This window comes from Microbacterium sp. WCS2018Hpa-9 (assembly GCF_031843745.1).
GTDB lineage: Bacteria > Actinomycetota > Actinomycetes > Actinomycetales > Microbacteriaceae > Microbacterium.
The window spans coordinates 1-24,131 of record NZ_JAVTIY010000010.1; the positions used below are offsets into that span (position 1 = coordinate 1).

20 protein-coding genes and 1 pseudogene are annotated in these 24,131 nt (G+C 68.5%); 14 read left to right on the plus strand and 7 right to left on the minus strand.

The genetic code is table 11. The features are described 5' to 3' along the window. Window positions 1–65: 65 nt before the first annotated feature. From RQG82_RS17760 to RQG82_RS17815, 12 genes and pseudogenes are all read left to right on the plus strand, one after another. On the plus strand, window positions 66–911 hold the full coding sequence (locus tag RQG82_RS17760) for a sugar ABC transporter permease (RefSeq protein WP_311260124.1): 846 nt from the start codon (window positions 66–68) through the stop codon (window positions 909–911). Beyond that, window positions 904–1,767, plus strand: coding sequence for a carbohydrate ABC transporter permease (locus RQG82_RS17765; protein ID WP_311260125.1), 864 nt, complete (start codon window positions 904–906; stop codon window positions 1,765–1,767). The genes RQG82_RS17760 and RQG82_RS17765 overlap by 8 nt, the downstream gene beginning before the upstream one ends. Then, window positions 1,767–2,915, plus strand: a complete 1,149-nt coding sequence (locus RQG82_RS17770) for a mandelate racemase/muconate lactonizing enzyme family protein (protein ID WP_311260126.1) — start codon at window positions 1,767–1,769, stop codon at window positions 2,913–2,915. The genes RQG82_RS17765 and RQG82_RS17770 overlap by 1 nt, the downstream gene beginning before the upstream one ends. Next, the gene (locus RQG82_RS17775) at window positions 2,912–3,940 is read left to right on the plus strand and encodes an aldo/keto reductase (protein ID WP_311260127.1); all 1,029 of its coding nucleotides are present in this window, start codon (window positions 2,912–2,914) and stop codon (window positions 3,938–3,940) included. The genes RQG82_RS17770 and RQG82_RS17775 overlap by 4 nt, the downstream gene beginning before the upstream one ends. A gap of 5 nt (window positions 3,941–3,945) precedes the next feature. Beyond that, window positions 3,946–4,662, plus strand: a complete 717-nt coding sequence (locus tag RQG82_RS17780) for a GntR family transcriptional regulator (protein ID WP_311260128.1) — start codon at window positions 3,946–3,948, stop codon at window positions 4,660–4,662. A gap of 183 nt (window positions 4,663–4,845) precedes the next feature. Further along, window positions 4,846–7,788, plus strand: a complete 2,943-nt coding sequence (locus tag RQG82_RS17785; protein WP_311260129.1) for a Na+/H+ antiporter subunit A — start codon at window positions 4,846–4,848, stop codon at window positions 7,786–7,788. After that, a pseudogene (locus RQG82_RS17790) lies at window positions 7,788–8,288 on the plus strand (Na(+)/H(+) antiporter subunit C); the annotation flags it as partial. The gene RQG82_RS17785 and the pseudogene RQG82_RS17790, both read left to right, overlap by 1 nt. Before the next feature lie 191 nt (window positions 8,289–8,479). Further along, window positions 8,480–10,033 carry a Na+/H+ antiporter subunit D gene (locus RQG82_RS17795; RefSeq protein ID WP_311260130.1) on the plus strand — a complete coding sequence of 518 codons (1,554 nt, stop codon included), beginning with the start codon at window positions 8,480–8,482 and terminating at the stop codon, window positions 10,031–10,033. Beyond that, window positions 10,030–10,638 carry a Na+/H+ antiporter subunit E gene (locus RQG82_RS17800; RefSeq protein WP_311260131.1) on the plus strand — a complete coding sequence of 203 codons (609 nt, stop codon included), beginning with the start codon at window positions 10,030–10,032 and terminating at the stop codon, window positions 10,636–10,638. Before RQG82_RS17795 ends, RQG82_RS17800 begins: the two co-directional genes overlap by 4 nt. Then, window positions 10,635–10,904 (plus strand): monovalent cation/H+ antiporter complex subunit F, encoded by a 270-nt coding sequence (locus RQG82_RS17805; protein WP_042540345.1) that lies wholly within the window; start codon window positions 10,635–10,637, stop codon window positions 10,902–10,904. The genes RQG82_RS17800 and RQG82_RS17805 overlap by 4 nt, the downstream gene beginning before the upstream one ends. Then, window positions 10,901–11,290, plus strand: coding sequence for a monovalent cation/H(+) antiporter subunit G (gene mnhG / locus RQG82_RS17810; protein ID WP_311260132.1), 390 nt, complete (start codon window positions 10,901–10,903; stop codon window positions 11,288–11,290). The genes RQG82_RS17805 and mnhG overlap by 4 nt, the downstream gene beginning before the upstream one ends. Window positions 11,291–11,305: 15 nt before the next feature. Then, window positions 11,306–12,121 (plus strand): DUF2510 domain-containing protein, encoded by an 816-nt coding sequence (locus RQG82_RS17815; protein WP_311260133.1) that lies wholly within the window; start codon window positions 11,306–11,308, stop codon window positions 12,119–12,121. Window positions 12,122–12,156: 35 nt separating this feature from the next. Here RQG82_RS17815 and RQG82_RS17820 read toward each other — a convergent pair whose 3' ends face one another. Beyond that, a complete protein-coding gene (locus tag RQG82_RS17820) occupies window positions 12,157–12,918 on the minus strand; it encodes an alpha/beta hydrolase (RefSeq protein WP_311260134.1) in 762 nt (253 codons plus the stop codon). Window positions 12,919–13,022: 104 nt separating this feature from the next. Between RQG82_RS17820 and RQG82_RS17825 the strand changes: the two genes are divergently transcribed. Further along, the gene (locus tag RQG82_RS17825) at window positions 13,023–14,393 is read left to right on the plus strand and encodes an MFS transporter (protein ID WP_311260135.1); all 1,371 of its coding nucleotides are present in this window, start codon (window positions 13,023–13,025) and stop codon (window positions 14,391–14,393) included. 23 nt (window positions 14,394–14,416) lie between these two features. Here the strand turns inward: RQG82_RS17825 and RQG82_RS17830 are convergent, their stop codons facing one another. The 6 genes from RQG82_RS17830 to RQG82_RS17855 form a co-directional block, all read right to left on the minus strand. Continuing rightward, complete coding sequence (locus RQG82_RS17830; protein ID WP_311260136.1) at window positions 14,417–17,062, minus strand: penicillin acylase family protein; 2,646 nt, start codon at window positions 17,060–17,062, stop codon at window positions 14,417–14,419. Between the two features lie 134 nt (window positions 17,063–17,196). Continuing rightward, window positions 17,197–19,116, minus strand: a complete 1,920-nt coding sequence (locus RQG82_RS17835; RefSeq protein ID WP_311260137.1) for a YhgE/Pip domain-containing protein — start codon at window positions 19,114–19,116, stop codon at window positions 17,197–17,199. Beyond that, window positions 19,113–20,021, minus strand: a complete 909-nt coding sequence (locus tag RQG82_RS17840; RefSeq protein WP_311260138.1) for a hypothetical protein — start codon at window positions 20,019–20,021, stop codon at window positions 19,113–19,115. The genes RQG82_RS17835 and RQG82_RS17840 overlap by 4 nt, the downstream gene beginning before the upstream one ends. Beyond that, window positions 20,018–20,641, minus strand: a complete 624-nt coding sequence (locus RQG82_RS17845; RefSeq protein WP_311260139.1) for a TetR/AcrR family transcriptional regulator — start codon at window positions 20,639–20,641, stop codon at window positions 20,018–20,020. Before RQG82_RS17845 ends, RQG82_RS17840 begins: the two co-directional genes overlap by 4 nt. A gap of 132 nt (window positions 20,642–20,773) precedes the next feature. After that, window positions 20,774–22,207, minus strand: a complete 1,434-nt coding sequence (gene argG, locus RQG82_RS17850) for an argininosuccinate synthase (RefSeq protein ID WP_140035705.1) — start codon at window positions 22,205–22,207, stop codon at window positions 20,774–20,776. A gap of 48 nt (window positions 22,208–22,255) precedes the next feature. Beyond that, window positions 22,256–22,660, minus strand: a complete 405-nt coding sequence (locus RQG82_RS17855; RefSeq protein WP_311260140.1) for a helix-turn-helix domain-containing protein — start codon at window positions 22,658–22,660, stop codon at window positions 22,256–22,258. A gap of 100 nt (window positions 22,661–22,760) precedes the next feature. Between RQG82_RS17855 and RQG82_RS17860 the strand changes: the two genes are divergently transcribed. After that, window positions 22,761–24,131 carry an MFS transporter gene (locus RQG82_RS17860; protein ID WP_311260141.1) on the plus strand — a complete coding sequence of 457 codons (1,371 nt, stop codon included), beginning with the start codon at window positions 22,761–22,763 and terminating at the stop codon, window positions 24,129–24,131.

Below are 24,131 nucleotides of genomic sequence, written 5' to 3' on the forward strand. Positions count from 1 at the left end.
CCCCCCCCCCCCCCCCCCCCCCCCCGCGGGCTCCACGTCTGCGACACCGACGCGGCGACGGCTGGGTGGCTGTGGCCTTCCTCGCGCCGGGGTTGATCGGGTTCGTCCTCTTCATCCTCACTCCGCTGTTCGGATCCGCCTTCATCAGCCTGTTCGACTGGAAGCTGTTCGGCAGCCCCGACTTCATCGGGTTCGAGAACTACGTGAAGCTGTTCCGGGACCCGACGTTCTACACCGTGCTCGGCAACACGCTCATCTTCGCGGTCGTCTACACGGCGCTGAACCTGTTCGTCGCCCTCACCATCTCGTTGTGGCTGAACACGCGCATGAAGGCCGCGGGCGCCTGGCGGGTCATCTTCTTCCTTCCCGTGATCACCCCGATGGTGGCCAACGCGCTCGTCTGGCGCCTGCTGCTCTCGCAGGACGGTCTCGTCAACTCGATGCTCGCGACCGTCGGCATCGACGGACCCAACTGGCTGTCCGACTCGGCCTGGGCGCTGCCCTCGGTGATCGCGATGTCCGTGTGGCAGTCGTTCGGCTACAACGTCATCGTCCTGTCGGCCGGCCTCAGCGCGATCCCGAAGGAACTGCTCGAAGCCTCCCGCATCGACGGGACCTCTGCCTGGCAGCGCCTGCGGTTCATCATCCTGCCGCTGCTGTCGCCGTCTCTGTTCTTCTGCTCGACCATGACGATGATCGGCGCATTCCAGGTGTTCGTGCAGCCGCTGTTCCTCACGCAGGGCGGCCCGGGCGAGAGCACCAACACGTTCGTGCTCTACCTGTATCGCAACGGGTTCGTCTTCGATCGGCTCGGCTATGCATCCGCCCTCGCGTGGATCCTCTTCCTGGTCGTGATGCTCATCACCGCCCTGCAGTTCGTGGGCCAGCGCAGGTGGGTGAACTATGAGTGACGTCGTGAGCCTGCCCCGCCGCGCGAGCCAGCGTCGCGCTTCCCTCAAGGAGTGGCTGAACACCGCAGCCATCGCCGTGGTGGCGCTGATCTTCGCGTTCCCCTTCATCTGGATGTTCCTCACGGCTCTCAAGCCCGAGAACGAGGTGTTCACCGCGACCCCGCAGATCTTCGGCTCGGAGATCCGCTGGGCGAACTTCGTCGAGGCCTGGACGGTCGTGCCGTTCGGCCGGTTCATCCTCAACGGCCTGATCGTCGCGATCCTCGGCGCCCTGCTCTCGGTGATCGTCGCCGTGCTCTCGGCCTACGCGTTCTCGCGGCTGCGCTTCAAGTACCGCGACAAGCTCTTCCTGCTGTTCGTGCTCACGCTCGTGCTGCCTCAGGAGGTGCTGGTCGTGCCCCTGTTCATCATGATCAACAGCTGGGGATGGAACGACAGCTTCGCCGCGCTCATCATCCCGTTCGCCTTCACGGCGTTCGGCACCTTCCTGATGCGGCAGTTCTTCCTCACCATCCCGATGGAGTACGAGGAGGCAGCGCTGATCGACGGCGCCTCCCGCCTGCGCACCCTCTGGTCGGTGCTGCTGCCGCAGCTGGTCGCGCCGCTGAGCGTGCTCGCGGTCTTCTCGTTCATCGGCTACTGGAACTCGTATCTGTGGCCGCTGATCATCATCAACACGCAGGACATGGCCACCGTGCCCCTCGGGCTCGGCATGTTCACCGGTCAGTTCGGCACGCAGTGGGCTCTGCTCATGGCGGCGTCGACGCTGGCCGTCATCCCCTCGCTGATCCTGGTGCTGCTGCTGCAACGGCAGCTCATCAAGGGGGTCACCCTGGGCGGACTCGGAGGACGCTGATGCACACGACACACGACACAGGACGCAGCCTCCTCGAGGTCACGGCGGATGCGACGGCAGGGAGCCGCATCGTTCACGCAGCGGCGCAGCTGTGCGACCTTCCGGTCGAGACGGAGCGGACGGATGCTCTGCAGACGTTCGTGAAGCAGGAGACGATCCTCGTCAGACTGCGCACCGCCGACGGCACCGAGGGCATCGGCTACAGCTACACGATCGGCACCGGCGGCGGAGCCGTGCTCAGCCTGCTGCGAGAGACCCTGCTGCCGGCGTTGATCGGCCTTGAAGCCGAGCGACCGGAGGCCGTCTGGCTGGCGCTGTTCGGCATCACCCGCGCGACCACCGTGGGCCCGATCACCGCGCTCGCGCTCGCCGCGGTCGACACCGCGGTGTGGGATGCGAAGACGCGGCGAGCCGGGCTGCCGCTGTGGGTCGCCGCGGGCGGCGCCTCGCCGTCCGTCCCGGTGTACGACACCGAGGGGGGATGGATGCACTTCGGCACCGACGAGCTCGTCGCGCACGCCGTCGACGCGCAGGAACGAGGCATGCGCGGGGTCAAGATCAAAGTCGGGATGCCGAGGGGCCACCAGGACCTGGAGCGGCTGCGCGCAGTGCGGGAGGCGGTTGGACCCGGCATGGACATCATGGTCGATGCGAACCAGTCGTTCTCGGTGGCGGAGGCGATCAGGCGGGCTCGTCTGTTCGAAGAGGTCGACGTCTTCTGGTTCGAGGAGCCCCTGCCGGCCGAGAACGTCGAGGGTCATCGGCAGCTCGCCCGCTCGACGTCGGTGCCCATCGCGGTCGGCGAGAGCATGTACTCCCTCGGGCACTTCCGCGAGCACCTGCAGCGCGGGGGCGCGTCGATCGTCCAGGCCGATGTGGCGCGGGTCGGCGGCATCACTCCGTGGCTCAAGATCGCGCACCTCGCCGAGTCGTTCAACGCGCCCGTCGCACCGCACTTCCTCATGGAGCTGCACGTGTCGCTCGTGTGCGCCATCCCCAACGCGCTGTACCTCGAGCACATCCCGCAGCTGCGTGCCGTGACCACCGGCGAGCTGCGCATCGAGAACGGGCGGGCGTGGGCGCCGAACGAGGCAGGCATCGGGATCGCGTGGGACCACGACGCGCTGTCGGGGCTGATCGTCGCATGAGTGCTCCTGCGCCAGCCGGGGCGGGGCATGTGGTGCCTGATCGCGTGGCGATCGGCCGGGGCGGGCTCGCAGCGCCGCCGGTCGGATACGGCGCCGCGGCGCTCGGCAACCTCTATCAGGCGCTGGGCGACGACGAGTGGCCGGAGATCGTTCCCGCGGCGTGGGCGGGCGGCATCCGGTACTTCGACGTGGCACCGCACTACGGGCTCGGTCTCGCGGAGCGACGGCTCGGCGAGAGCCTGCGGCAGCTGCCGCGCGACGAGTACATCGTCTCGACCAAGGTGGGGCGCCTGCTGGTGCCGCAGGATGCCGCCGGCCGAACAGACCTCGACAACCTGTTCGACGTCCCCGCCGACCATCGCCGTGTGCAGGACTACTCGCGAGACGGGGTGCTGCGTTCGATCGAGCAGTCGCTCTCGCGGCTGAGGCTCGAGCGCATCGACATCGTGCTCGTGCATGACCCCGACCAGCACGAGCGCGAAGCCCTCGACGGTGCGTTCCCCGCGCTCAGCGAGCTGCGCGATCAGGGCGTCATCACCTCGTTCGGGGCGGGGATGAATCAGAGTGCGATGCTCGCGCGGTTCGTGCGCGAGACCGACGCCGACGTGATGATGGTCGCCGGTCGCTGGACCCTCCTCGACCAGTCGGCCGTCGACGACCTGCTTCCGCTCGCCGACGAGCGCGACGTGACGGTGCTCGCCGCGGCGGTCTTCAACTCGGGGATACTCGCGACGGATGCGCCCGGGCAGGACGCGCTCTTCGACTACGGGCCCGCCGAGCGCTCGGTCGTCGAGCGAGCCCGGGCGATCGCGAGCATCGCCCGGCGGCACGGCAGCTCGCTTCCCGAGCTCGCCGCGCAGTACCCGCTGACCCACCCCGCTGTGGCGGCGGTGGTGATGGGCGGCGCGAGCGCCGAGCAGGTCGCGAGGAACAGCCGACTCGTCGCGCGCCCGGTCGTCGCCGAGGTGTGGGACGAGCTTCGAGAACACGGGCTGATCAGCCGAGAAAGGCACCCCGTACGATGAGACTCATGTTCGGCGACGACGAAGCACGCGGACCGCGGCCGCTCCCGGCGCGACGTGCCCTCGTCGACGATGTGTACGACGCGGTGCTCGGCCTTCTCATGGACCGCGTGATCGAGCCCGGTGCGCGCGTGAACATCGACGCGGTCGCTCGCGATCTCGATGTGTCGCCCACTCCCGTGCGCGAGGCGCTCACGCGCCTCGAGGCCGAGGGGCTCGTCGCGAAGCGCGCACTCAAGGGGTACGTCGCGGCTCCGCTGCTCGATGCCGCAGGGCTCCGCGACCTGTACGACATGCGCGAGCTGCTCGAGCCAGAGGCGGCGCGTCGGGCATCCGCGAACCTCGACGATGACGCGGAGTCCGAGCTCGCCGAGTCGGTGGTGCAGATGCGGGCAGCGTCGGCTCCCGATGAGGACGAGCGCTTCCGCAACTACCGGCAGTTCATCGACGAGGATCTGCGCTTTCACCATCTGATCGCCGAGAACGCGCACAGTCCGCTGCTCGCCGAGGCCATCCTGCGGCTCCGGTCGCACATGCACCTGTACCGCCTGAACTTCCGCCACGACTTCGAGGACGACACCCTCAGCGAGCACGAGAGCATCCTCGCGGCGCTTCGCCGACGCGATCCCGCGGCCGCGGCCGAGGCGATGCGCACCCACATCGCGAACTCATACGAGCGCCTCGGCCCCGCGATCGCTCGGCAGGCGGAGAACGCATCCGAATGATCTGATTCGCCGATCCGAATCGCGCAAAGTGCCCGAAATCCCGGGCAAAACCGGCCATTTGGGCGATTCGATGCCGACATGATCGACCCTGAAGAGCGAAATATCAAGGTAAACTCGGTACCGACACCCGCCCGCCCGCCTGCGCCGCACCCCCCGGCCGACGAGCTTTGAGGAGCCGCGTATATGCTGACGCTCCTCGCCGTGTTCCTCCTCGGGTCGATCCTGATGCCCGTTCTGGTGCGCTGGCTGGGGTCTCAGGCATTCGCCATCGCGGCTGTCATTCCCGCCGCGGCATTCATCCACGCCCTCGTCCTCACCCCCCAGGTGCTCGACGGACCGACGCCCTTCGTCTCGGTCGCATGGATTCCGCAGCTCGGGCTGAACCTGTCCATGAACATGGATGTGCTCGGCTGGGTGCTGACCCTCATCGTCACCGGTGTCGGCGCGCTCGTGCTGCTGTACTGCCGCTGGTACTTCCACGATGACTCCGCGGGAATCGGCCAGTTCGCCGGAGTGCTGCTCGGGTTCGCCGGCGCGATGTACGGCCTCGTCCTCACCGACGACCTGGTCATGCTCGTCATGTTCTGGGAGGTCACGAGCATCCTCTCGTACCTCCTCATCGGCCACTACCGACGCCGCGCGGCCAGCCGGCGAGCTGCCCTGCAAGCGCTCCTGGTCACCACTCTCGGCGGACTCGTGATGTTCGTCGGAGTCGTGCTGCTGGTCGTCGATGCCGGCACCTCGAGCATCCGCGAGATCCTCGAGATCGCGCCCACAGGGGCGATCGTCGATGCCGCCGTGGTGATGCTGCTCGTCGGAGCCATCAGCAAGTCCGCGATCTTCCCGTTCCACTTCTGGCTCCCCGGTGCGATGGCCGCACCCACTCCCGTGAGCGCCTACCTGCATGCTGCGGCGATGGTGAAGGCGGGCATCTACCTGATCGCGCGCTTCGCCCCGATCTTCGCGTTCACCGGACCCTGGCGGCCGATCATCATCTCGCTGGGAATCGTGACGATGCTGCTCGGCGGCATCCAGGCCCTGAGGGAGACCGACCTCAAGCGCATCCTCGCCTTCGGCACCGTCAGTCAGCTCGGGTTCTTCTCGATCGTGATCGGCTACGGCACGCAGGCGAGCGCCCTGGCCGGTCTCGCACTCGTGATCGCGCACGCGCTGTTCAAGTCGGCACTGTTCCTGATCGTCGGAGTGATCGACCGGCAGCTGTCGACGCGTGACATCACCGAGCTGAGCGGCGTGGGGCGGCAGGCCCCGGTCATGGCGACCGCGGCATTCATCTCCATCGCGTCGATGGCAGGCATTGCGCCGACCCTCGGATTCGTCGCGAAGGAGTCCACCCTCACAGCCCTCCTCGATGACGCGCTGCACGGATCGCCGTGGGGACTCGTCGCCATCATCGGCGTCAGCATCGGATCCATTCTCACTGCGGCATATGGCATCCGCTTCCTCTGGGGTGCCTTCTGGACCAAGCGTGACGCGGCAGGCGATCGACTGCCGGACACCGCGTGGCCCGACCCGCCCGTCGGATTCCTCTCGGCACCGATCATCCTCGCCGGCCTCACGCTCGCGGCCGGCATCGGCGCACCGGCTCTCGACGTCGCGCTTCAGGGATACGCACTCACCGCCACGCCCGGCCTCGATGCAGAGGGCGTCCCCGCCGAGGGACCAGGGCACCTCGCGCTCTGGCACGGTCTCGAGCCTGCTCTCGGCATCTCGATCCTGTCGATCCTGCTCGGCGCTGCGGTCTTCCTTCTGACGCTGCGCACAGGGTGGGATCGCAAGGCGCGGCTGATCCGCTTCACCGCGGCAGACGTCTACTACCTGGTCATGCGCGGCGTCGACCGGCTCTCGGTGCTGAGCACGACGCTCACGCAGCGAGGCTCGCTTCCGGTCTACGTCGGCACGATCTTCGTGGTCTTCGTCGCCGCCGAGATCACGGCCCTCGTGGCCAGCGACATCGACCGCTTCCAGCTCTCGGCCTGGCACACTCCCACGCAGCTCGTCGTCGCGCCCATGATGGCCGCCGCCGGCGTCATGGCCGTGCGGGCGCAGAAGAGGTACACCGGGGTCGTGCTCGTCTCGATCACGGGCCTCGGCATGGTCGTGCTGTTCGCGACCAGCGGCGCCCCCGACCTGGCGCTCACTCAGATCCTCGTCGAGACCGTGACGATGGTGACCTTCGCACTCGTGCTGCGACGTCTGCCTGCGCGGATGGGCGAGCACAACGCCTCCGTCGGCCGCATCCCCCGAGCGCTGCTGGGTGTCGGAGTCGGGCTCACGATGGCGCTGGTCGCGATCGTGGCGACGCAGTCGCGCGTCGCCGACCCCATCTCCGCGGCCTTCCCGAAGCTCGCATACGAGATCGGCCACGGCAAGAACGTCGTGAACGTGGCGCTCGTCGACCTCCGCGGCTGGGACACGATGGGCGAGCTCTCGGTGCTCGTGCTGGCCGCCACCGGCGTCGCATCGCTGGTGTTCGTCACGCACCGGGCCGACATGCTGTCGGCGACCAAGACCCTGCCCAAGGCGCGACGCCGAAGGACGCTCAGCCGCCCCCTCGTCGAGACGACCGAGGGCGTGCGCTTCCAGACCGACGAGAACGAGAGCAGCCCCCGCGCCTGGCTCGTCGGCGGCCCGAAGATGAAGCCAGAGAACAGGTCGATCCTGCTCGAGGTGATCGTCCGCATCCTCTTCCACACGATCATCGTCGTGTCGATCTTCCTGCTCTTCTCGGGCCACAACCTTCCGGGCGGCGGCTTCGCGGGCGGACTCGTCGCGGGCATGGCGCTCGTCATGCGCTATGTCGCCGGTGGACGCTGGGAGCTCGGCGCGGCCGCGCCCACCGACGCCGGCCGACTGCTCGGCGCCGGTCTGATCCTCGCGGTCGGCACGGCCGTCGTGCCGCTGTTCTTCGGGATGGCACCGCTCACCAGCACGTTCTGGGAGTGGGAGATCCCCGGCATCGGCCACATGGAGTTCGTCACCTCGACCATCTTCGACGTCGGCGTCTACCTCGTCGTGATCGGCCTCGTGCTCGACGTGCTGCGCAGCCTCGGTGCCGAGGTCGACCGCCAGGCGCAGGAGTTCCGCGAGCGGGGGGTGACCCTCTGATGGATGTCTCCCTCACCCTGATCGTCATCATGGCCGTGCTGTTCGCCTGCGGCGTCTACGCGATGCTCGAGCGCAGCCTCACCCGCGTGCTGATCGGCTTCCTGCTGCTCGGAAACGCCACGAACCTCTTGCTGCTCATCGTGATGGGCGTGCCGGGTAGCGCCCCCTTCTACGGCGCTGAGGGCGAGGTCAGCGATCCGCTGCCGCAGGCGCTCACCCTGACGGCCATCGTCATCACCTTCGCCGTCTCGGCCTTCCTGCTCGCGCTCATCTACCGCTCATGGCAGCTGGGCCAGGCCGACACCGTCGAGGACGACGAGGCCGACATCGCTCTTCGCGAGCGCACCGACGCCGACGAAGACCTCATGGACGACGAGGCCGACACCGCCGACGACGAGGCGACCACCGACTTCGTCGGAGTGCAGACCTCGCCGATCACGGTGCTGCACATGCGCGACCACCCCTCGATCCACGACGACGCCCCGACCGACCGGCCCACCGCGCCGCGCGCTGCGGATGCGGATGCGGATGCAGCTGCAGATGCGGATGCGGATGCGGTCGCCGGTTCAGCCGTCCTCGAAGGCGAGTCCGCCCCACCCGATTCTGATGAGAGCGCCGCACGAGACACGGCGGCCGACACGGCATCCGATGACAACGCGCCCGAGCACACGCAAGACGGGGAGGACCGCCCATGAGCGCCCTCGTCCCACTGCTCGTCACCCTGCCGCTGCTCGGCGCGGCCCTCACCCTGATCTTCGGCCGCAAGCCGCGGCTGCAGGCCTTCGTCACCGTCACGACCCTCGCGATCGTCTCGGTGATCGCGGCGGTGCTGCTCGTCGTCGTCGATGCCGGAGCCCCGATCGCCGTCTCGGTCGGCGGATGGCCCGTGCCGTTCGGCATCGTGCTCTACGTCGACAGGCTCGCCGCTCTCCTCGTGCTCATCTCGAGCATCGTGCTGCTCGCGGTTCTGCTCTTCTCGATCGGTCAGGGCGCGGCCGACGGCACCGACGAGACGCCGATCTCGATCTTCAACCCGTCGTACCTGATCCTCGCCGCGGGAATCTTCAACGCCTTCATCGCGGGCGACCTGTTCAACCTGTACGTCGGATTCGAGATCCTGCTCGTGGCGTCGTATGTGCTGATAACGCTGGGCAGCACCGAGTCGCGCATCCGCACCGGTGCCGTCTACATCGTCGTCTCGCTTGTCTCGTCGATCCTGTTCCTCGCCTCGATCGCGATGATCTACGGCGCGCTCGGCACCGTGAACATGGCGCAGATCGCCGAGCGCATGACCGAGCTCCCGCAGGAGACGCAGCTCGTGCTGCACCTCATGCTCGTGATCGCATTCGGCATCAAGGCCGCCATCTTCCCGGTGTCGTTCTGGCTGCCCGACTCGTATCCGACCGCCCCTGCGCCCGTCACCGCCGTGTTCGCCGGCCTGCTGACGAAGGTCGGCGTCTACGCGCTGATCCGCACCGAGACGCAGCTCTTCGCCGAGAACAGCATCGACACCGTGCTGCTGATCATCGCGCTGGCGACCATGATCGTCGGAGTGCTCGGCGCCGTGGCGCAGGCCGAGCTCAAACGGATCCTGTCGTTCACGCTCGTGAGCCACGTCGGCTACATGATCTTCGGTCTCGCGATTGCGACCCCGGCGGCGATCGGCGCGACGGTGTACTACATCGTCCACCACATCATCGTGCAGACGACCCTGTTCCTCGCCGTCGGTCTCATCGAGCGCAGGGCAGGAAGCACCTCGATCCTCCGGGTGAAGGGCCTGCTCAAAGTCGCGCCGGTGATCGCCGTGCTCTACTTCATCCCCGCGATCAACCTGGGTGGACTCCCGCCGTTCTCCGGGTTCATCGGAAAGTTCGCGCTGTTCGAGGCCGCGGCATCCGTGGGCACCCCCCTGATGATCGTGCTGATCTTCGGCGGGATCGTCACCTCGCTGCTCACCCTCTATGCGCTGATGCGCGCGTGGAACCTCGCGTTCTGGCGCGAGGAGGACGACTCGACCGAGACCGAGGGCCGCATCTCGTACCTCGGCAACGCGCCGGCCGCCGACGAGCAGCAGGAGCGTCGCCGCATCCCTCGCATCATGACCATCGCCACCGCCGGCATGGTGGGGGTCACCCTCGTGCTCACCGTGTTCGCCGGTCCGCTCTACGCACTGTGCGATCGCATCGGTGCGGCTCTGCTCGACCCGGTCACCCTCGTGCAGCTGGAAGACGAGGTCGAAGGATGAGCCCCACCGAGACCGGCCGTCACTTCTGGCGGGACATCCGCGTGCAGCTGCCGTTCCTGGCGTGGCTCGTCGTGCTCTGGATGCTGCTGTGGAGCCAGTTCACAGTGCTGGCCTTCATCTCGGGTCTCGTCGTCGCGGTGTTCGTCACGCGCGTCTTCCGGCTGCCGACCGTCGAGCTCTCCGGGCGCATCAACGTCTGGTTCGCGGCCCTGTTCGTGGTGCAGTTCCTGTTCGCGATCCTGCGTGGAGCGGTCTCGGTGGCGGCGCAGGTGTTCGACTTCCGCCGTCAGCCCGGCGCGGCGATCATCGCGGTGCCGTTGAAGTATGCCGACGACCTCATCATGACTCACGTCTCGGTGGTCTCGTCGCTGATCCCCGGATCGCTGATCGTCGAGGCGGACCGCGATCGCCAGATCCTGTATCTGCACGTCATCGGAGTGCGGAGCCTTGCTGACGTCGAGGCGCAGCGGGCGAACGTGCTGCGGTGGGAGCGACGGGTCGTGCGTGCGCTGGGCGCCCCCGACCAGTACCGTGCCCTCAGGGCCGACGAACGTGCGGCACGCGCCGGCGGTGCCGGCGGTCTGACCGGGGGAGGTGCCCGATGAACGTGCTGATGCTGGCGATCATGGTCGTCTTCGGGGTGGCCGCCATCCTGACCATCATCCGCATCGTTCGCGGACCCTCGATCCTCGACCGAGCCGTCGCCTCCGATGTGCTGCTCACCGAGGTCATGTGCGTGCTCGGCGCCGAGATGGCGATCAACGGCCACACCCGCAACATCCCGGTGTTGCTGATCATCGCCGCGGTGGGCGTCTTCGGTTCGATCTCGGTCGCCCGTTTCGTGGCCAGAAGGGACAACACGACCCCATGAACGTGTTCGGTCTCGCCATTCCCGACGCCGTCATCGACGTCGCCATCCTCGTGCTGATCCTGCTCGGCGCGGTTCTGTGCCTGTCTGCCGCCGTCGGGCTGCTGCGTTTCCGCGACGTGCCGTCGCGACTGCACGCCGCGACGAAGCCCCAGGTGCTCGGCCTGATCCTCATCTGCCTCGCGATCGCCCTGTCGCAGCGCACCGTCGGCGGGATCCTCATCGGGCTCGCGCTCGTCGCCCCGATCGTGCTCATGCAGTTCGCCACAGCGCCGCTGTCGGCCCACATCGTCGGCCGGCAGGCCTATCGCAACGGCACGACCGATGAGCGCAGTCTGGTCGTCGACGAGCTCGCCGACTCGAAGCAGACTCCGCCCGGCGCCGGCTGAGAAGGAAGCAGATCGATGTCAGCACCACAGGGATGGTACGACGCGGGCACGCCTGGCCGGCAGCGGTGGTGGGATGGCGTGCAGTGGACCGAACATGAGCGGGCGGCGCCGCCGACCACCCTGTCGATGGGCTGGTATCAGGTGCCGGGAACCACGGACGTGCGCTGGTGGGACGGTGTGATGTGGACGCCGTACCGCGTGCGCAAGGGCAAGCCGCGGCCCGATCCTCTGGCGGTCGAGCCGCCGCTGATGGGACTGGTCCTCGGCATCGTGTTCCTCGTGCTCGCCATGCTGCAGCTGACTGCGGCGGTGATCTCGCAGAGCCCGGGCAACTTCGCGCTTCCCGTGATCCTGATGTCGGTGGCCGTGATCTGGATCCTCGGCGCCGCACACACACGCGCTGTGCGCAGACTCCCCGGCCCGCAGTCGGCGCCGATCGTCGACGCGTCCGTGCAGCCGTTGCCCGGCGAGGTCGACGGGCCGGGTGCCGGGTGGTACCCGGTGACGGGGCAGGCCAGCCGCTGGTGGACCGGTTCTCGGTGGACCTGGTACGTGGGCACGAAGTTCGGCCCACGACCAGGGCACGCCGGGCCCCGCGGGTATCTCACGTCGATGATCGTCGGCTGGTGCGTGGCCGGCCTCGCGGTGATCGGTGTGGCGGTCGCGGTGGCCGGAAGCATCATGCAGCAGAACTTCGTCACCGGGTTCCTGATCGCGTTCGGCATCATCTTCGCCGTGCTCTTCGGCGCTCTGGGGGCGTTCGTCCTGCTGCTGACGAGATCGCGCCGCGACGCGATGCTTCTTCCGACCACACCCCCGCCGCTGCGCTGAGGCAGGCGCGCCGCGCCGGTGGAGTGCCCCGTGCGTCAGAGGTTGTCGGCGAACTCCTGGATCAGGCGGGCCGCCGGCTCGGAGTCGCTGATCAGCGTGCCGTGCCCATGGTCGGGGATGACCTGCAGATCGGCACCGGGGATCTCGTCGATGATCTCCTGGCACCAGTTCATCGGCGCGAGCGGGTCGTCTTCCCCGCGCAGCACCAACACGGGCTGCTCGATGCGCGCGAACGCCTTCTCGGGCTGGTGCACGATGGTCGCGCGGATCTTGCGGATGAGATGCGGACCGCCCCGGAGGTACTCCCGGGCGCCACGCCAGATCACGAGCGGCCGCTCGCCGATCAGGTCGGTGAGGAGGTAGCTCGCCTGTGCCGCGACGTTGCGCGCGGCCTTGTTGACGGTGGGGCCGGCGAGCACGACGCCTTCGACGAGCGAGGGATGCCGCGCGGCGAGCTCCGCGGCGATCTGGCTGCCCATCGAATGGCCGATCACGACGACGGGGCCTTCGCCGACGTGCCGCAGGTAGGCGGCGACGAGGTCGGCGTGGCGCTCCATAGTGAAGGTGCGGGTGGGCTCGGGAGCTTCGCCGAAACCCGGCAGATCGAGCGCGATGACCCGGCCGCGCAGGCGCTGCACCACGTCGAGGTAGACGCTGCGACCCATGCCGATGCCGTGCAGCAGCAGGAAAGTGCGGGGGCCTTCGCCGAAGGACTCCGCGATGAGCGTCGCCCCTGCGTGCTCGAACTCGAGCAGGGTGACGGGGGTGCCCTTCGGGGCGAGATAGCTGGAGACCACGCACCCACGCTAACCGAGTGCAGGCGCGGCGGCTAACCCGAACAGGTGTGCGTCGTATGCCGGTGTGCGGCGAGACGCGGGCGCGCGCCATGCGAGGATGAAGGGTGTCTTCGCCGAGCTCCGATCCCGATCAGATCGAGACAGGGGCCGAGACGGCAGGCTCGTCGAAGGGCTTCATCGCACGCATCGCAGACGGGTTGAGCGATCCGGTGCTGCGAGCGCTCGTCGCGGCGACCGCCGTGTCGCGCATCGGCCGCGGCGTCTTCCTCGCGGTCACAGTGCTGTTCTTCACGCAGATCATCGGTCTCTCGCCCGCGCAGGCAGCGGTGGTGCTCGCGGTGTCGAGCGGATGCGGCGTCGTGGGGTCGCTGCTCGGTGGCTGGCTCGCTGATCGGTGGAGCGCACGACGTCTCGCTTTCGGCTTCGAGATGGCCGGCGGCGTGCTGCTCGCCGCCTATGCGTTCGTCGGAGATTTCGTGTCGGCGCTTCTGCTCGCCAGCCTCTCCGGCTTCTTCGACTCGCTCGGATACTCGGCCCGATCCGCGATCATCGCGCGAGGCTTCGCGCCAGACAAGCGGGTGCACGCCCGCGCCGTGCTGCGCACGGTCACGAACCTCGCGATCGCGGCGGGCTCGGGCTTCGGCGCGATCGCCCTGGCGCTCGGCACCCCCGAGGCCTACCGGGTCGTGATCGCCGGGGCAGGTGCCGCCTGCGCACTCGGCTCGCTCTCGCTCCTCCGACTCACGTCGGCGGTCGACGCCCCCGCTCGCGGTCATGTCGCCGCTCAGCTCACCGAGACGGGATCCATCGACACGCAGGCGACGGCCGCGGCATCCGCTGAGCGCAAGGACTGGAACAGACGCTCGCCCTGGCGCGACCCCCGGTATCTGCTGCTGAGCGCACTCTCGGCGATCTTCGGCATGCAGTTCGGGGTGGCAGAACTCGGAGTGCCGCTGTGGATCAGCGAGTACACGAATGCCCCGGATGCCACGTTCGCGGTGCTCCTGATCGTCAACACGGCGCTGGTCGTGCTCTTCCAGGTGCGTGCATCGCGCGGCACGCACGACCTCCGGATCGCGGGAAGGGTGACGATGATCGCGGGATGGCTCATGGTCGCCGCCTGCCTGATCTACGCGCTCGCCGCGGGCCTTCCGACGTGGGCGGCGATCGTCATCCTCATCGTGGGCATGATCGCGCACACGTTCGCCGAGATCCTGTCGCAGGCCGGAGCCTGGGGACTCAGCTTCGAGCTGGCCGATCCGGTGCGAGCAGGCGCCTATCAGGGGGTGTTCGGCATGGGCTTCTCACTCGGAGCCCTCGCGTCGCCGATCGTCGTGAATGCCACGGCGATCACCTTCGGCTTCGCAGGCTGGGTGATTCTGGCGGCGATCTTCCTCGCCGCCGCGATGGGCATCTGGGTGATCGCGCGCCGCGCAGCCGCATCCGACTCATCCGCCGCGCCCGCATCCGCCTGAGAGCTGCGCACCCGCCTCAGGAACTACCCGCCCGGCGTCAGCACCAGGGTGTGTCGCGTCGCCGCATCGACAGCTTTCTCGGAGAACGCCCACGGCTTCTGCACGCCCGCCGCCCAGTCCGCGGTCTGATCGACATAGTGCTCGTCGAATGCATGACCCGATGCTCCGGTGAGGTGGATCCAGGTCGAGTCGTCGAAGTCCGCCAGGTCGACCACCATCCGCATCGACGGCACGGTGGTCGTGGCGTACGAAGCTCCGAGCTCCCACCCGGTCGCGTTGACCACCGAGGCGCCACCGCCGACCGCATACGGGCCGCGGTTGAAGAGCATCTCGATCGGGGCGATGCCCGACGAGCCGAGAGTGTCGCTCGTGAGGGTGATCGCGTGCAGGTCGCCCCACCTCCACCCGGTGACGGCTTCGCCCTGCAGGGCGGCGAGCTCGTCGTATGCCTCTTCGGCAGACAGCGCCAGCATCTCGTCCATGCTCGCGACGTCGATGCCCGGATTCGCCCAGAGCGGGTCTGAGGGGTCGTCGAGCAGGTCCGAGACGACGGTGAAGAGGCGGCCGTGGCCGTCGATCGGCAGAGGCTGGTCGCGTTCGGCGAACAGGTTCTGCACGAGGTTCGACCAGAGCACGTTAGCGTACGCGGCGGCAGGGGATGCCACGTCGTTCTGCGCGTCCCACGTGCGCAGCAGGGCCACAGCATCCGCAGTGCCTGCGCCCTTGACCTCGACATCCTCCATCGCGGATGCCAGGCGCTTGCCGATCCACATCTCGCTGTCCATCTGGATCTCGCGCATGTCCTGCGCGGTGAGCGGTGCGGCGGCCACGTATCGTTCGATCAGGTGCACGATGCGATCGGCACGGTAGCCGTAATCCCAGTCCCGCGAAAGGAAGTAGGGGTAGTCGTCGGTGACGATCGCGTTGTTCGCGGTCACGATGTAGCCGGACTCGGGGTTGTACGACACCGGCAGCTCGTCGAAGGGGATGAACCCGGTCCAGTCGTAGCTGCTGTCCCACCCGGGCTGCGGCATCCATCCGTCGCCGGCTCCTCGCACGGGCAGGCGTCCGGGAGTCTGGTAGCCGATATTGCCCTCGACGTCTGCATAGATGAGGTTCTGTGCCGGCACGTCGAACAGGGCGGCCGCCGAGCGGAACTCCTCGAAGTCCTGCGCGGCCGACAGAGCGAAGATCGCTGTTGCGGCCGTGCCGGGGTCGAGCGCCGTCCAGCGCAGACTGACCGCGTACTCGGAGGCCTCACCCGTGGGCGCGGGGCCCGCCGCGCCCCCGGCCGTGAGCCCGGGCTCCGGCTGCTTGGCGATCGCAGTGAAGTCGTCTACGAGGCCCGAGATGATCGGCCCGTGCACGGTCGACCTGATCGTGAGGTCGATGTCGTCGCCCCCGGCGACCTTGATCGTCTCGGTGGTCTCCTCGATAGGCACCAGCGCCCCGTCGCGCCAGTACTGGTCGCCCTCGATCCGCTCGATGTAGAGGTCGGTGACATCGGTGGTCAGATTGGTGAAGCCCCAGGCGATCTGCTGGTTGTGGCCGATCACGATGCCGGGGAGTCCCGAGAACGAGAAGCCGCTCATGTCGAACGGGCATTCATCGGTGACCTCGCTGCAGCGCAGCTGCACCTGGTACCAGACCGAGGGCAGTGATGCGCCCAGGTGCGGGTCGTTGGCGAGCAGCGGCATGCCGCTCTCGGTGAGGTCGCCTGACACCACCCAGGAGTTCGACCCGATGCCCTCGCCGACGTCGCCGACGAGCAGGCTAGCGGCCTCGATCACATCGGAGGCCTCGTGCCACTCGATGGTCGTCGCGGCCTGCTGCATCTCGTCGTCGTTCGCGTCGGTCGTGAACGCGGCAGGCTCGGCGCCGGTCTCGAGAGTCGGCACGGTCGAGATCTCGGGCACGATCACCGGGTGCTCGTCGAAGGGGTACGCGGGGTACAGCTCATCGAGCGTCGCGGTGATCCCGGCCGCGTCGGAGCTGTCCGCGAGCTGGGCGGTCAGCAGCGCACGTTCGGCCTCGTCCTCGATGTTGCCGCGGAGGTCCCAGGCCATCGCCTTCAGCCAGGCGACCGAATCGGCGGGCTCCCAGGGCTCGGGCACGTACTCGGGGTTCTGCATGCCGATAACGGCATATTCGAGCGAGAGCTCGGCACCCGAGCGTGACGAGAGATAGGCGTTGACGCCGTCGGCGTAGGCCTCGTAGTAGCCGCGCGTCACGTCGTCCATGGCCTCGACCTCGGCCTCGGCGACCTTGCGCCACCCGAGGGTGCGCAGAAAAGCATCCGTTCCGGCCTGCGATTCGCCGAACATCTCAGCCACCCGACCGGCCGTCACATGGCGACGGAAATCCATCTCGAAGAAGCGGTCCTGCGCGTGCACGAACCCCTCGGCGTAGAAGAGATCGTGCGTCGAGTCGGCCGTGATGGTCGGGATGCCGCGGTCGTCGCGCTGCACCGTGACCTCGGACCGCAGACCCTCGAGCGGCAGGGTGCCCCCGGTCTGCGGGAAGGACCGCTGTATGGTCCAGGTCACGAAGAAGGCAGCGGCGACAGCGACCACGACGATGGCGGCGACGACGAGGAAGACGATGCGACCGATGCGGGCGCCCAGGGAAGAGCGCGACGGGTCGACGATCTCGGTCGAATGGGTTGTCATCTTCGAGAACTCTTTCGGGTGGCATGGCGGAACTCAGTCCCAGAGAGTCCCAGAGTGCGTCTCACCGACGCACTCTGGGAATACTACCCACAACGGCGCGGCGGGCGGGGGAGTTCTCGCCCCCGCCCGCGGGGTCAGCCGATCAGACTCGGCTGCAGATCGCGCAGCGTGCGCCGGTGCGTCATGCGCGTCACCCCGATCGCGGCGAGCAGCAGAGCGCCGACCAGCCAGATCCCGAGCACCACCAGATCCCATCCGGCCCTGCCGAGGTTGCCCCCGTACATGAGCTGTCGCATGGCGTCGACGACGTATCCGAGTGGCAGCACGTGGTGCAGTGCGGCCAGCGGGGCCGGGAGCGTCTGCCAGGGGAAGGTGCCGCCGGCGGTCACGAGCTGCAGCACCATGAGCACGAGACCCAGGAACTGCCCGACCGAGCCGAGCCAGACGTTCAGCGTGAGGATGATCGCTGCGAACGTCGCTGACGCGAAGATCATCACGCCGAGCGTGCCGATGGGGTTGTTGAACGTGAAGCCCAGGGTGATCGCGAGGATGCCCATGAGCCCGACCATCTGCACCGCACCCAGCATCGCCGGAGTCAGCCAGCCGGCCAGAGTCACCCTGATCGGGGAGTGCAAGGCGGTCACGGCGCGGCGAGAGACGGGCTTGACGATGAGGAACAGCGCATAGATGCCGATCCAGGCCGACAGCGCGGCGAAGAACGGTGCGAGGCCCGCGCCGTAGTCCTCGGCCGACGCCACCTTGTCGCTCGAGACCTTCACGGGATCCGCGATCGTGTCGGCCTGCAGCGTGCGCAGGTCGGGGGTCGAGACGGGGATCGCGTCGACCCCGTCAGAGAGCCCGTCGCGCAGCTCGGCCGTGCCCGACGCGAGGGTGCTGAGTCCGTCGCGCAGCTGGGCTGCACCGTCGTTCGCCGACGCCGCGCCCGTGGCGACGGTCTGCGCGCCGCTGGCGAGGGTCTGTGCGCCGCTGGCGAGCGTCTGCGAGCCGCTGGCGAGCTGCGAGGCGCCGGATGCCACTGACTCGGCACCGGCGGCGAGCTGGTCGACCTTGTCGACCGCGTTCTGCACGGTCGCGTTGCCTTCCTCGAGTCGTGTCCCGAGCGGATCAAGTGTCGCGAGGACCCGATCGATGTCCTCCTGCGTCAGGCCCTGATCCGTGAGGACCGTCGCGATGTCCTGGCGTGCCTGGGGCAGAGCATCCGTCGCCTGCTGCACAGCCGACCCGGCGCGGTCTGCGACGTCGGCCAGCTGCCGGTTGCCGTCACTGACCTGCTGAGCCCCCGACGCCAGAGTCGCCGCGCCACCGGCGAGCTGAGACGCGCCGCCGGCGAGCTCAGAGGCGCCCCCCGCAAGCTGAGACGTGCCGTCGGCCAGCTGGGAGGTGCCATCGGCGAGTGTGGCGCTGCCGGTCGCCGCGGTGTTGGCGCCATCGGTGAGCTGGGTCGCCCCGTCGGTGGCGGTGACCAGGTTGTCTCGCACCTCGCTGAGTCCGGTGAGCAGTCGTTCAGCTGCCTCGCTGCCGACCATCTCGGCCACCGAGCTGCGGATCTTCTCGACCGCCTGAGTGCCCATGGACGACGCGAGGTAGTTGTTCGCGTCGTTCGTCTCGAGTTCGATGCGCGCCTGGTGGGGGTCGTCGCCCGCGGCCGAGGTCAACGCCGAAGAGAAGTCAGCGGGGATCGTGACCGTGAAGTCGACGGTTCCGTCGCGCAACGCATCTGCGGCCTCGTCGACCGACATGCGCTGCCAGTCGAAGGCGTTGCCGTCGATGAGGTTCTCGGCGACGTCCTCGCCGTAGTTGACGGTCTCGCCGGTCGCGGCATCCGTTCCTGTGGTGGGGGCAGGGGCGCCGGCGTCATCGACGACCAGGGCGACAGGCACATCGGGGAACTTCGAGTACGGGTCCTGGTTGGCCCAGAGATACAGGCCGCCGTAGAGGATCGGCACGCACACGAGCGCGATCAGGGCGATGATGCCCATCTTGCTCGCGGTGAGCCGCCGCAGTTCGGCGGCGATCATGGCGGGAACCTTCATCGCTCGCCTCCGTTCTTCTCGGTGTCTGGTGTGTCTGATGTGTCTGGTGTGGCTTCGCCGTCCTCGCTCGACGAGCGGGGCTCGGGGTCTGGGGGAGAACCGAGAGGATCGGGCGCCTCTGCGGCGTGTTCGTCGTCGACACGCGGTGCCGCGGCGAGGTCGTCTGGGTCTTCCGTCACCGGGTCTGTGTCGGGCGTATCGTCTGGGTCGGCTTCGCCGTCGTCGCTCGACGACTGGGGGTCCGCGTCGGGGTCGATCGGCCGGTCGAGCACGAGGGGCTGGATCGGACCGGATGCATTGATCGCCTCGAGCTCGTGCATCCGTTCGAGGGCGACTGCAGCCGACCCGCCGATGACGACGAGCATGGCGTAGCCGCGGTCGGCGAACTCCGACGCGATACGCCACCAGCCGTCGGGGCTGCCGCCGTGACGGTCGGGCGCGACGAGCACGATGCCTTCGGTGCCCCCGCGGAGGATCGCCAGTTCGCAGAGGATGCGCACCCGCGCGGCCGGATCGACGTTGCCGATCGGCACGCCGGCGAGCTCTCCGAACCCGAGCTGGTTCAGCCAGCGGCGCGCGTGCAGCGGGGTCGCGCCGACCCCGGCGAACATGAGCTCTTCGCCCACCACGCCGGCGAGGGTGATGTCGGCGTGCGGGTCGCTGACGTCGGGGGCGTCGACGAGCGCGATCGTGCGCCGCAGGGCCTTGTTGTTCGAGTCGCCGTCGATCGTCACGCGTCCGGTGTCGGGCCGCATCCGTCCGCTGGCGATCAGACCCAGCACCGTGGGGCGCTGCTCGGTCTCGGCGAGGGCGAAGCGCACCGCTCCGCTGTGGAACTCGAGGCTCGTCGTCGGCAGCGACTGCCCGCCGCGCCCCTTGCTCACCTCGTGCAGAGTGACTCTCATGCGCTGACCTCCTGCGATTCGACGATGTCGGGGTGCGCTGTCAGCAGCTCGTCGGCCTCGCGCCACGACAGCCCGGCGATGCTGAGCAACGTGCGCACGGCAAGGCCGGCCGCACCGGTGCTGCTGGCATCGGTGCGCGAGACGACCGTGCGCGCGACCTCTTCGATGAGGCGGGCGAGGGTCGGCGCCGAGAGGTCGGTGCGAAAGCTGCCGTCTTCCTGCCCGCGACGCGTGAGGGCGGCGACGGTGCGGCGCAGCGGCGCGAGGGCGTCTGCAGTGTGCTGCACGTGAGCTTCGTCGAGCGCGAGTGCCGCGGCGACCTGAACGTGGGCGGCCTCCTGCCACAGGCGAGCCGCGAGGCGGGCGAGCGCTATGCGCGAGTCGGCGTCGGTCACAGACTCGGCGATCGCGTTGAAGCGCTGCGCTCCGACCGAGATCAGCTCGCGGATCAGCGCCTCGCGGTCGTCGAAGTGGCCGTAGAGCGTGCGGCGCGACAGGCCGGCGCTGCGGGCGATGACGTCGATCGAGGCGCGCGGGTCGGTTGCGAGGGTCACGCGGGCCGCATCGAGGATTCCGGCACGGTTCTCGACGGAGTCACGGCGGGGAGCACGGGTGGTCATGCCCCCATTGTACGTATAGTGCACAATGGTGTGCAAGATAATTCGGGGGACTCACAGGGTCGCAGTGCACCGCGCGGGCAGAAAGAAGGGGACGGATGCCGCAGCATCCGCCCCCTTCAGAAGAACCGAGAGTCAGTCGGTGCCGGAGTCGAAGGCCGCGCCCTCGGATGCGGTGTCGACCGCGTCGGCGAAGTTCTCGTCGACCTCCTCGACGGAGCCCGTGATCTCGCCCGACTCTCCGGCCGTCACGCGGCCGACGAGCTCACCGGTCGCGCCGCCGATGAGGCCGAGACCCGCGTACTGCTCGAGGCGCGAGCGCGAGTCGGCGATGTCGAGGTTGCGCATCGTGAGCTGCCCGATGCGGTCGACCGGGCCGAAGGCGGCGTCGCCGACGCGCTCCATCGACAGCTTCTCGGGGCCGTACGACAGGTTGGGCGAGGTCGTGTCGAGGATCGTCCAGTCGTCTCCGCGGCGCAGGCGGATCGTGACGGTGCCCGAGATCGTGAGGCCGACCCAGCGCTGGATCGACTCGCGCAGCATGAGCGACTGCGGCTCGAGCCAGCGTCCTTCGTACATCAGGCGACCCAGGCGACGACCCTGCTCGTGGTAGGTCGCGAGGGTGTCTTCGTTCAGGATGCCGTTGACGAGGCGCTCGTAGGCGATGAAGAGCAGCGCCATGGCCGGAGCCTCGTAGATGCCGCGCGACTTCGCCTCGATGATGCGGTTCTCGATCTGGTCGCTCATGCCGAGGCCGTGGCGTCCGCCGATCGTGTTGGCCTCCATGACGAGGGCGACCGGGTCGGTGTACTCGACGCCGTTGATGGCGACCGGGCGGCCGGCCTCGAACGTGACCGAGACGTCTTCGGTCTCGATCGCGACCGAAGGATCCCAGAACTTGACGCCCATGATCGGGTCGACCGTCTCGAGCGAGACGTTCAGGTGCTCGAGGGTCTTGGCCTCGTGCGTCGCGCCCCAGATGTTGGCGTCGGTCGAGTATGCCTTCTCGACCGAGTCGCGGTAGGGGAAGTCGTGGGCGACGAGCCACTCGCTCATCTCTTTGCGGCCGCCGAGCTCGGTGACGAAGTCGGCGTCGAGCCAGGGCTTGTACACGCGCAGGCGCGGGTTGGCCAGCAGGCCGTAGCGGTAGAACCGCTCGATGTCGTTGCCCTTGTAGGTCGAGCCGTCGCCCCAGATGTCGACGCCGTCTTCCTTCATGGCGCGCACGAGCAGCGTGCCGGTGACGGCGCGGCCCAGGGGCGTGGTGTTGAAGTACGTGCGTCCGCCCGAGCGGATGTGGAAGGCGCCGCACGACAGCGCGACGAGACCCTCTTCGACCAGGGCGGTCTTGCAGTCGACCAGACGCGAGGCCTCCGCGCCGTACTCGAGTGCACGGCCGGGGATCGACTCGATGTCGTCTTCGTCGTACTGCCCGAGATCTCCGGTGTACGTGTAGGGGACGGCACCCTTGTCGCGCATCCACGCGACGGCGACGGAGGTGTCGAGTCCTCCGGAGAAGGCGATGCCGACGCGCTCGCCGACGGGAAGAGACTGGAGGACCTTGGACATGCTTCCCAGTCTATCGGCGGCGTGTCGGCTGTTTCGGACGGAAGAGAGTCAGCCTGCGGCGACGGCGTCGAGGGTCTCGGGCTCGGCGGCGGGCCGTTCGAGTTCGCGTCGCTGATGCGCTGCGTATCGACCACCCCAGTCGGTCAGCGCGTCGACGAGAGGCATCGACCCGCGACCGAGGTCGCTCAGCCGGTACTCGACCTTGGGCGGCACCTGCCGATAGACCGTGCGGATGAGCAACCCGTCGTCTTCGAGCTCACGCAGCTGACGGGTGAGCACGCGAGCGGTCGGCTCGTCGAGCAGCCTGCTGAGTTCGCCGAAGCGCAGCACTTCGTGCTCGCCGAGAAGGCTCAGGATGCTGGGCTTCCAGGCCCCGCCGAGCACTGCGATCGAGACCTCCGCGTCGCAGGCGTCGCCCCACTCCCGGACGATGCGCTCTGTCTTCTCCCTCATGGGATCCGCCTTCCGTTCCCGGTCATAGTATCCGAACGGTCACTATGTACCTTGAATGACCGTACTTGTCTGAAGTGTACTCAGCCACAAGACTGATGTGGTGACCTTCTCGACCCCCACGGCATCCGCTCGTCCACGCACGGCCCTGCATCCCTGGCTCGCCATGATCCCGCTGCTTCTCGGCATCCTGATCGGGGCGCTTGCGATCAGCAGCATGTCGACCGCGCTGCCCGCGATCCGTGGCGACCTCACCCTCAGCGACAGCGGCGCCCTGTGGCTCGTCGACATCTACGCGCTCTCGTTGGCGGCGACGCTGATCATCGCCGCCCGGATCGGCGACGCGTTCGGGCGCAAGCGGATCGTGCTCGCAGGCCTCGCGGGCTTCGCCGTGCTCAACCTGGTGGGCGGATTCGCGCAGGACGGGATGCTGCTGATCGCCGTGCGCGCGCTCCTCGGCGTCGCTGAGGCATTCGTCGTGGCAGGCGTCGTCGCCACGATCGGGGCGCACTATCACGCACGGCAGCGCGTGCTGGCCTACGGGCTGTGGACCGCGACCTTCGGTGCGGGCAGCGCGCTCGGCCCCGTGCTCGGCGGCCTCGTCACTGAAGGCCCGGGATGGCGTTGGCTGCTGCTGGGGAGTGTGCCGCTCGCTGTCCTCGCCGGTGTGCTCGCGATCTGGCTCGTGCCCGACTCGCGCAGCTCGCGGCGACCGTCGTGGGACATCCTGAGCATCGTGTCGTCGATCGTCGCGCTCGGCGCCCTCGTCTTCGCCCTGCACGAGGTGCTCGCCGCTCCGCTCGCCGCGGGCATCGCCGGAGTGGTCGCGGTGGGCACGCTCGTGTTCTTCATCCGCCGCCAGCGCACCCTCGCCGAACCCCTCATCGACATGCGGCTCTTCCGGGTCCCCGGTTTCAGCCCGGCCATCGTGCGCATCGTGGCGAGCGGTGGTGTGTCGACGGCCTCCGTTCTCCTGGTGAGTCTGCACCTGCAGGATGCCAGGGGGTTCAGCGCGGCCGAAGCCGGAATCGCGATCCTTCCCCAGGCTGTGGCGATCGCGCTCGGCGGGGTGCTCGCTCCGTTGCTCCTGCGATGGCTGAGCTCGCCCACGCTCACGGTGCTCGCTCTCGTGGTGCAGGGTGCAGGGGCCGTCTGGCTGTCGACCGGGGTCGATCTCGTCGCCATCCCGCTCGTGCTGGTCGGCGTGGGATTCGGGGTCACGGCGACACTCGCCGCGACCACGCTCTTCGACGTGACGACCGAAGACGACGCCGGCCAGGTGGGGGCGATCCAGGAGGTCGGCTTCGCCCTCGGCGGCGGTCTCGGCATCGCGGTGCTCGGCACGATCGCCCTGATCGCAGGGACTCGTGGTTTCGTCGTCGCCCTCCTCGTCGCGGCCGTGGCGGTCGTCGCCGCGGCACTCCTGCCGCTGTGGCGGCGCACACCGGCGCATGCCGTCACCGACCCCCGCTGA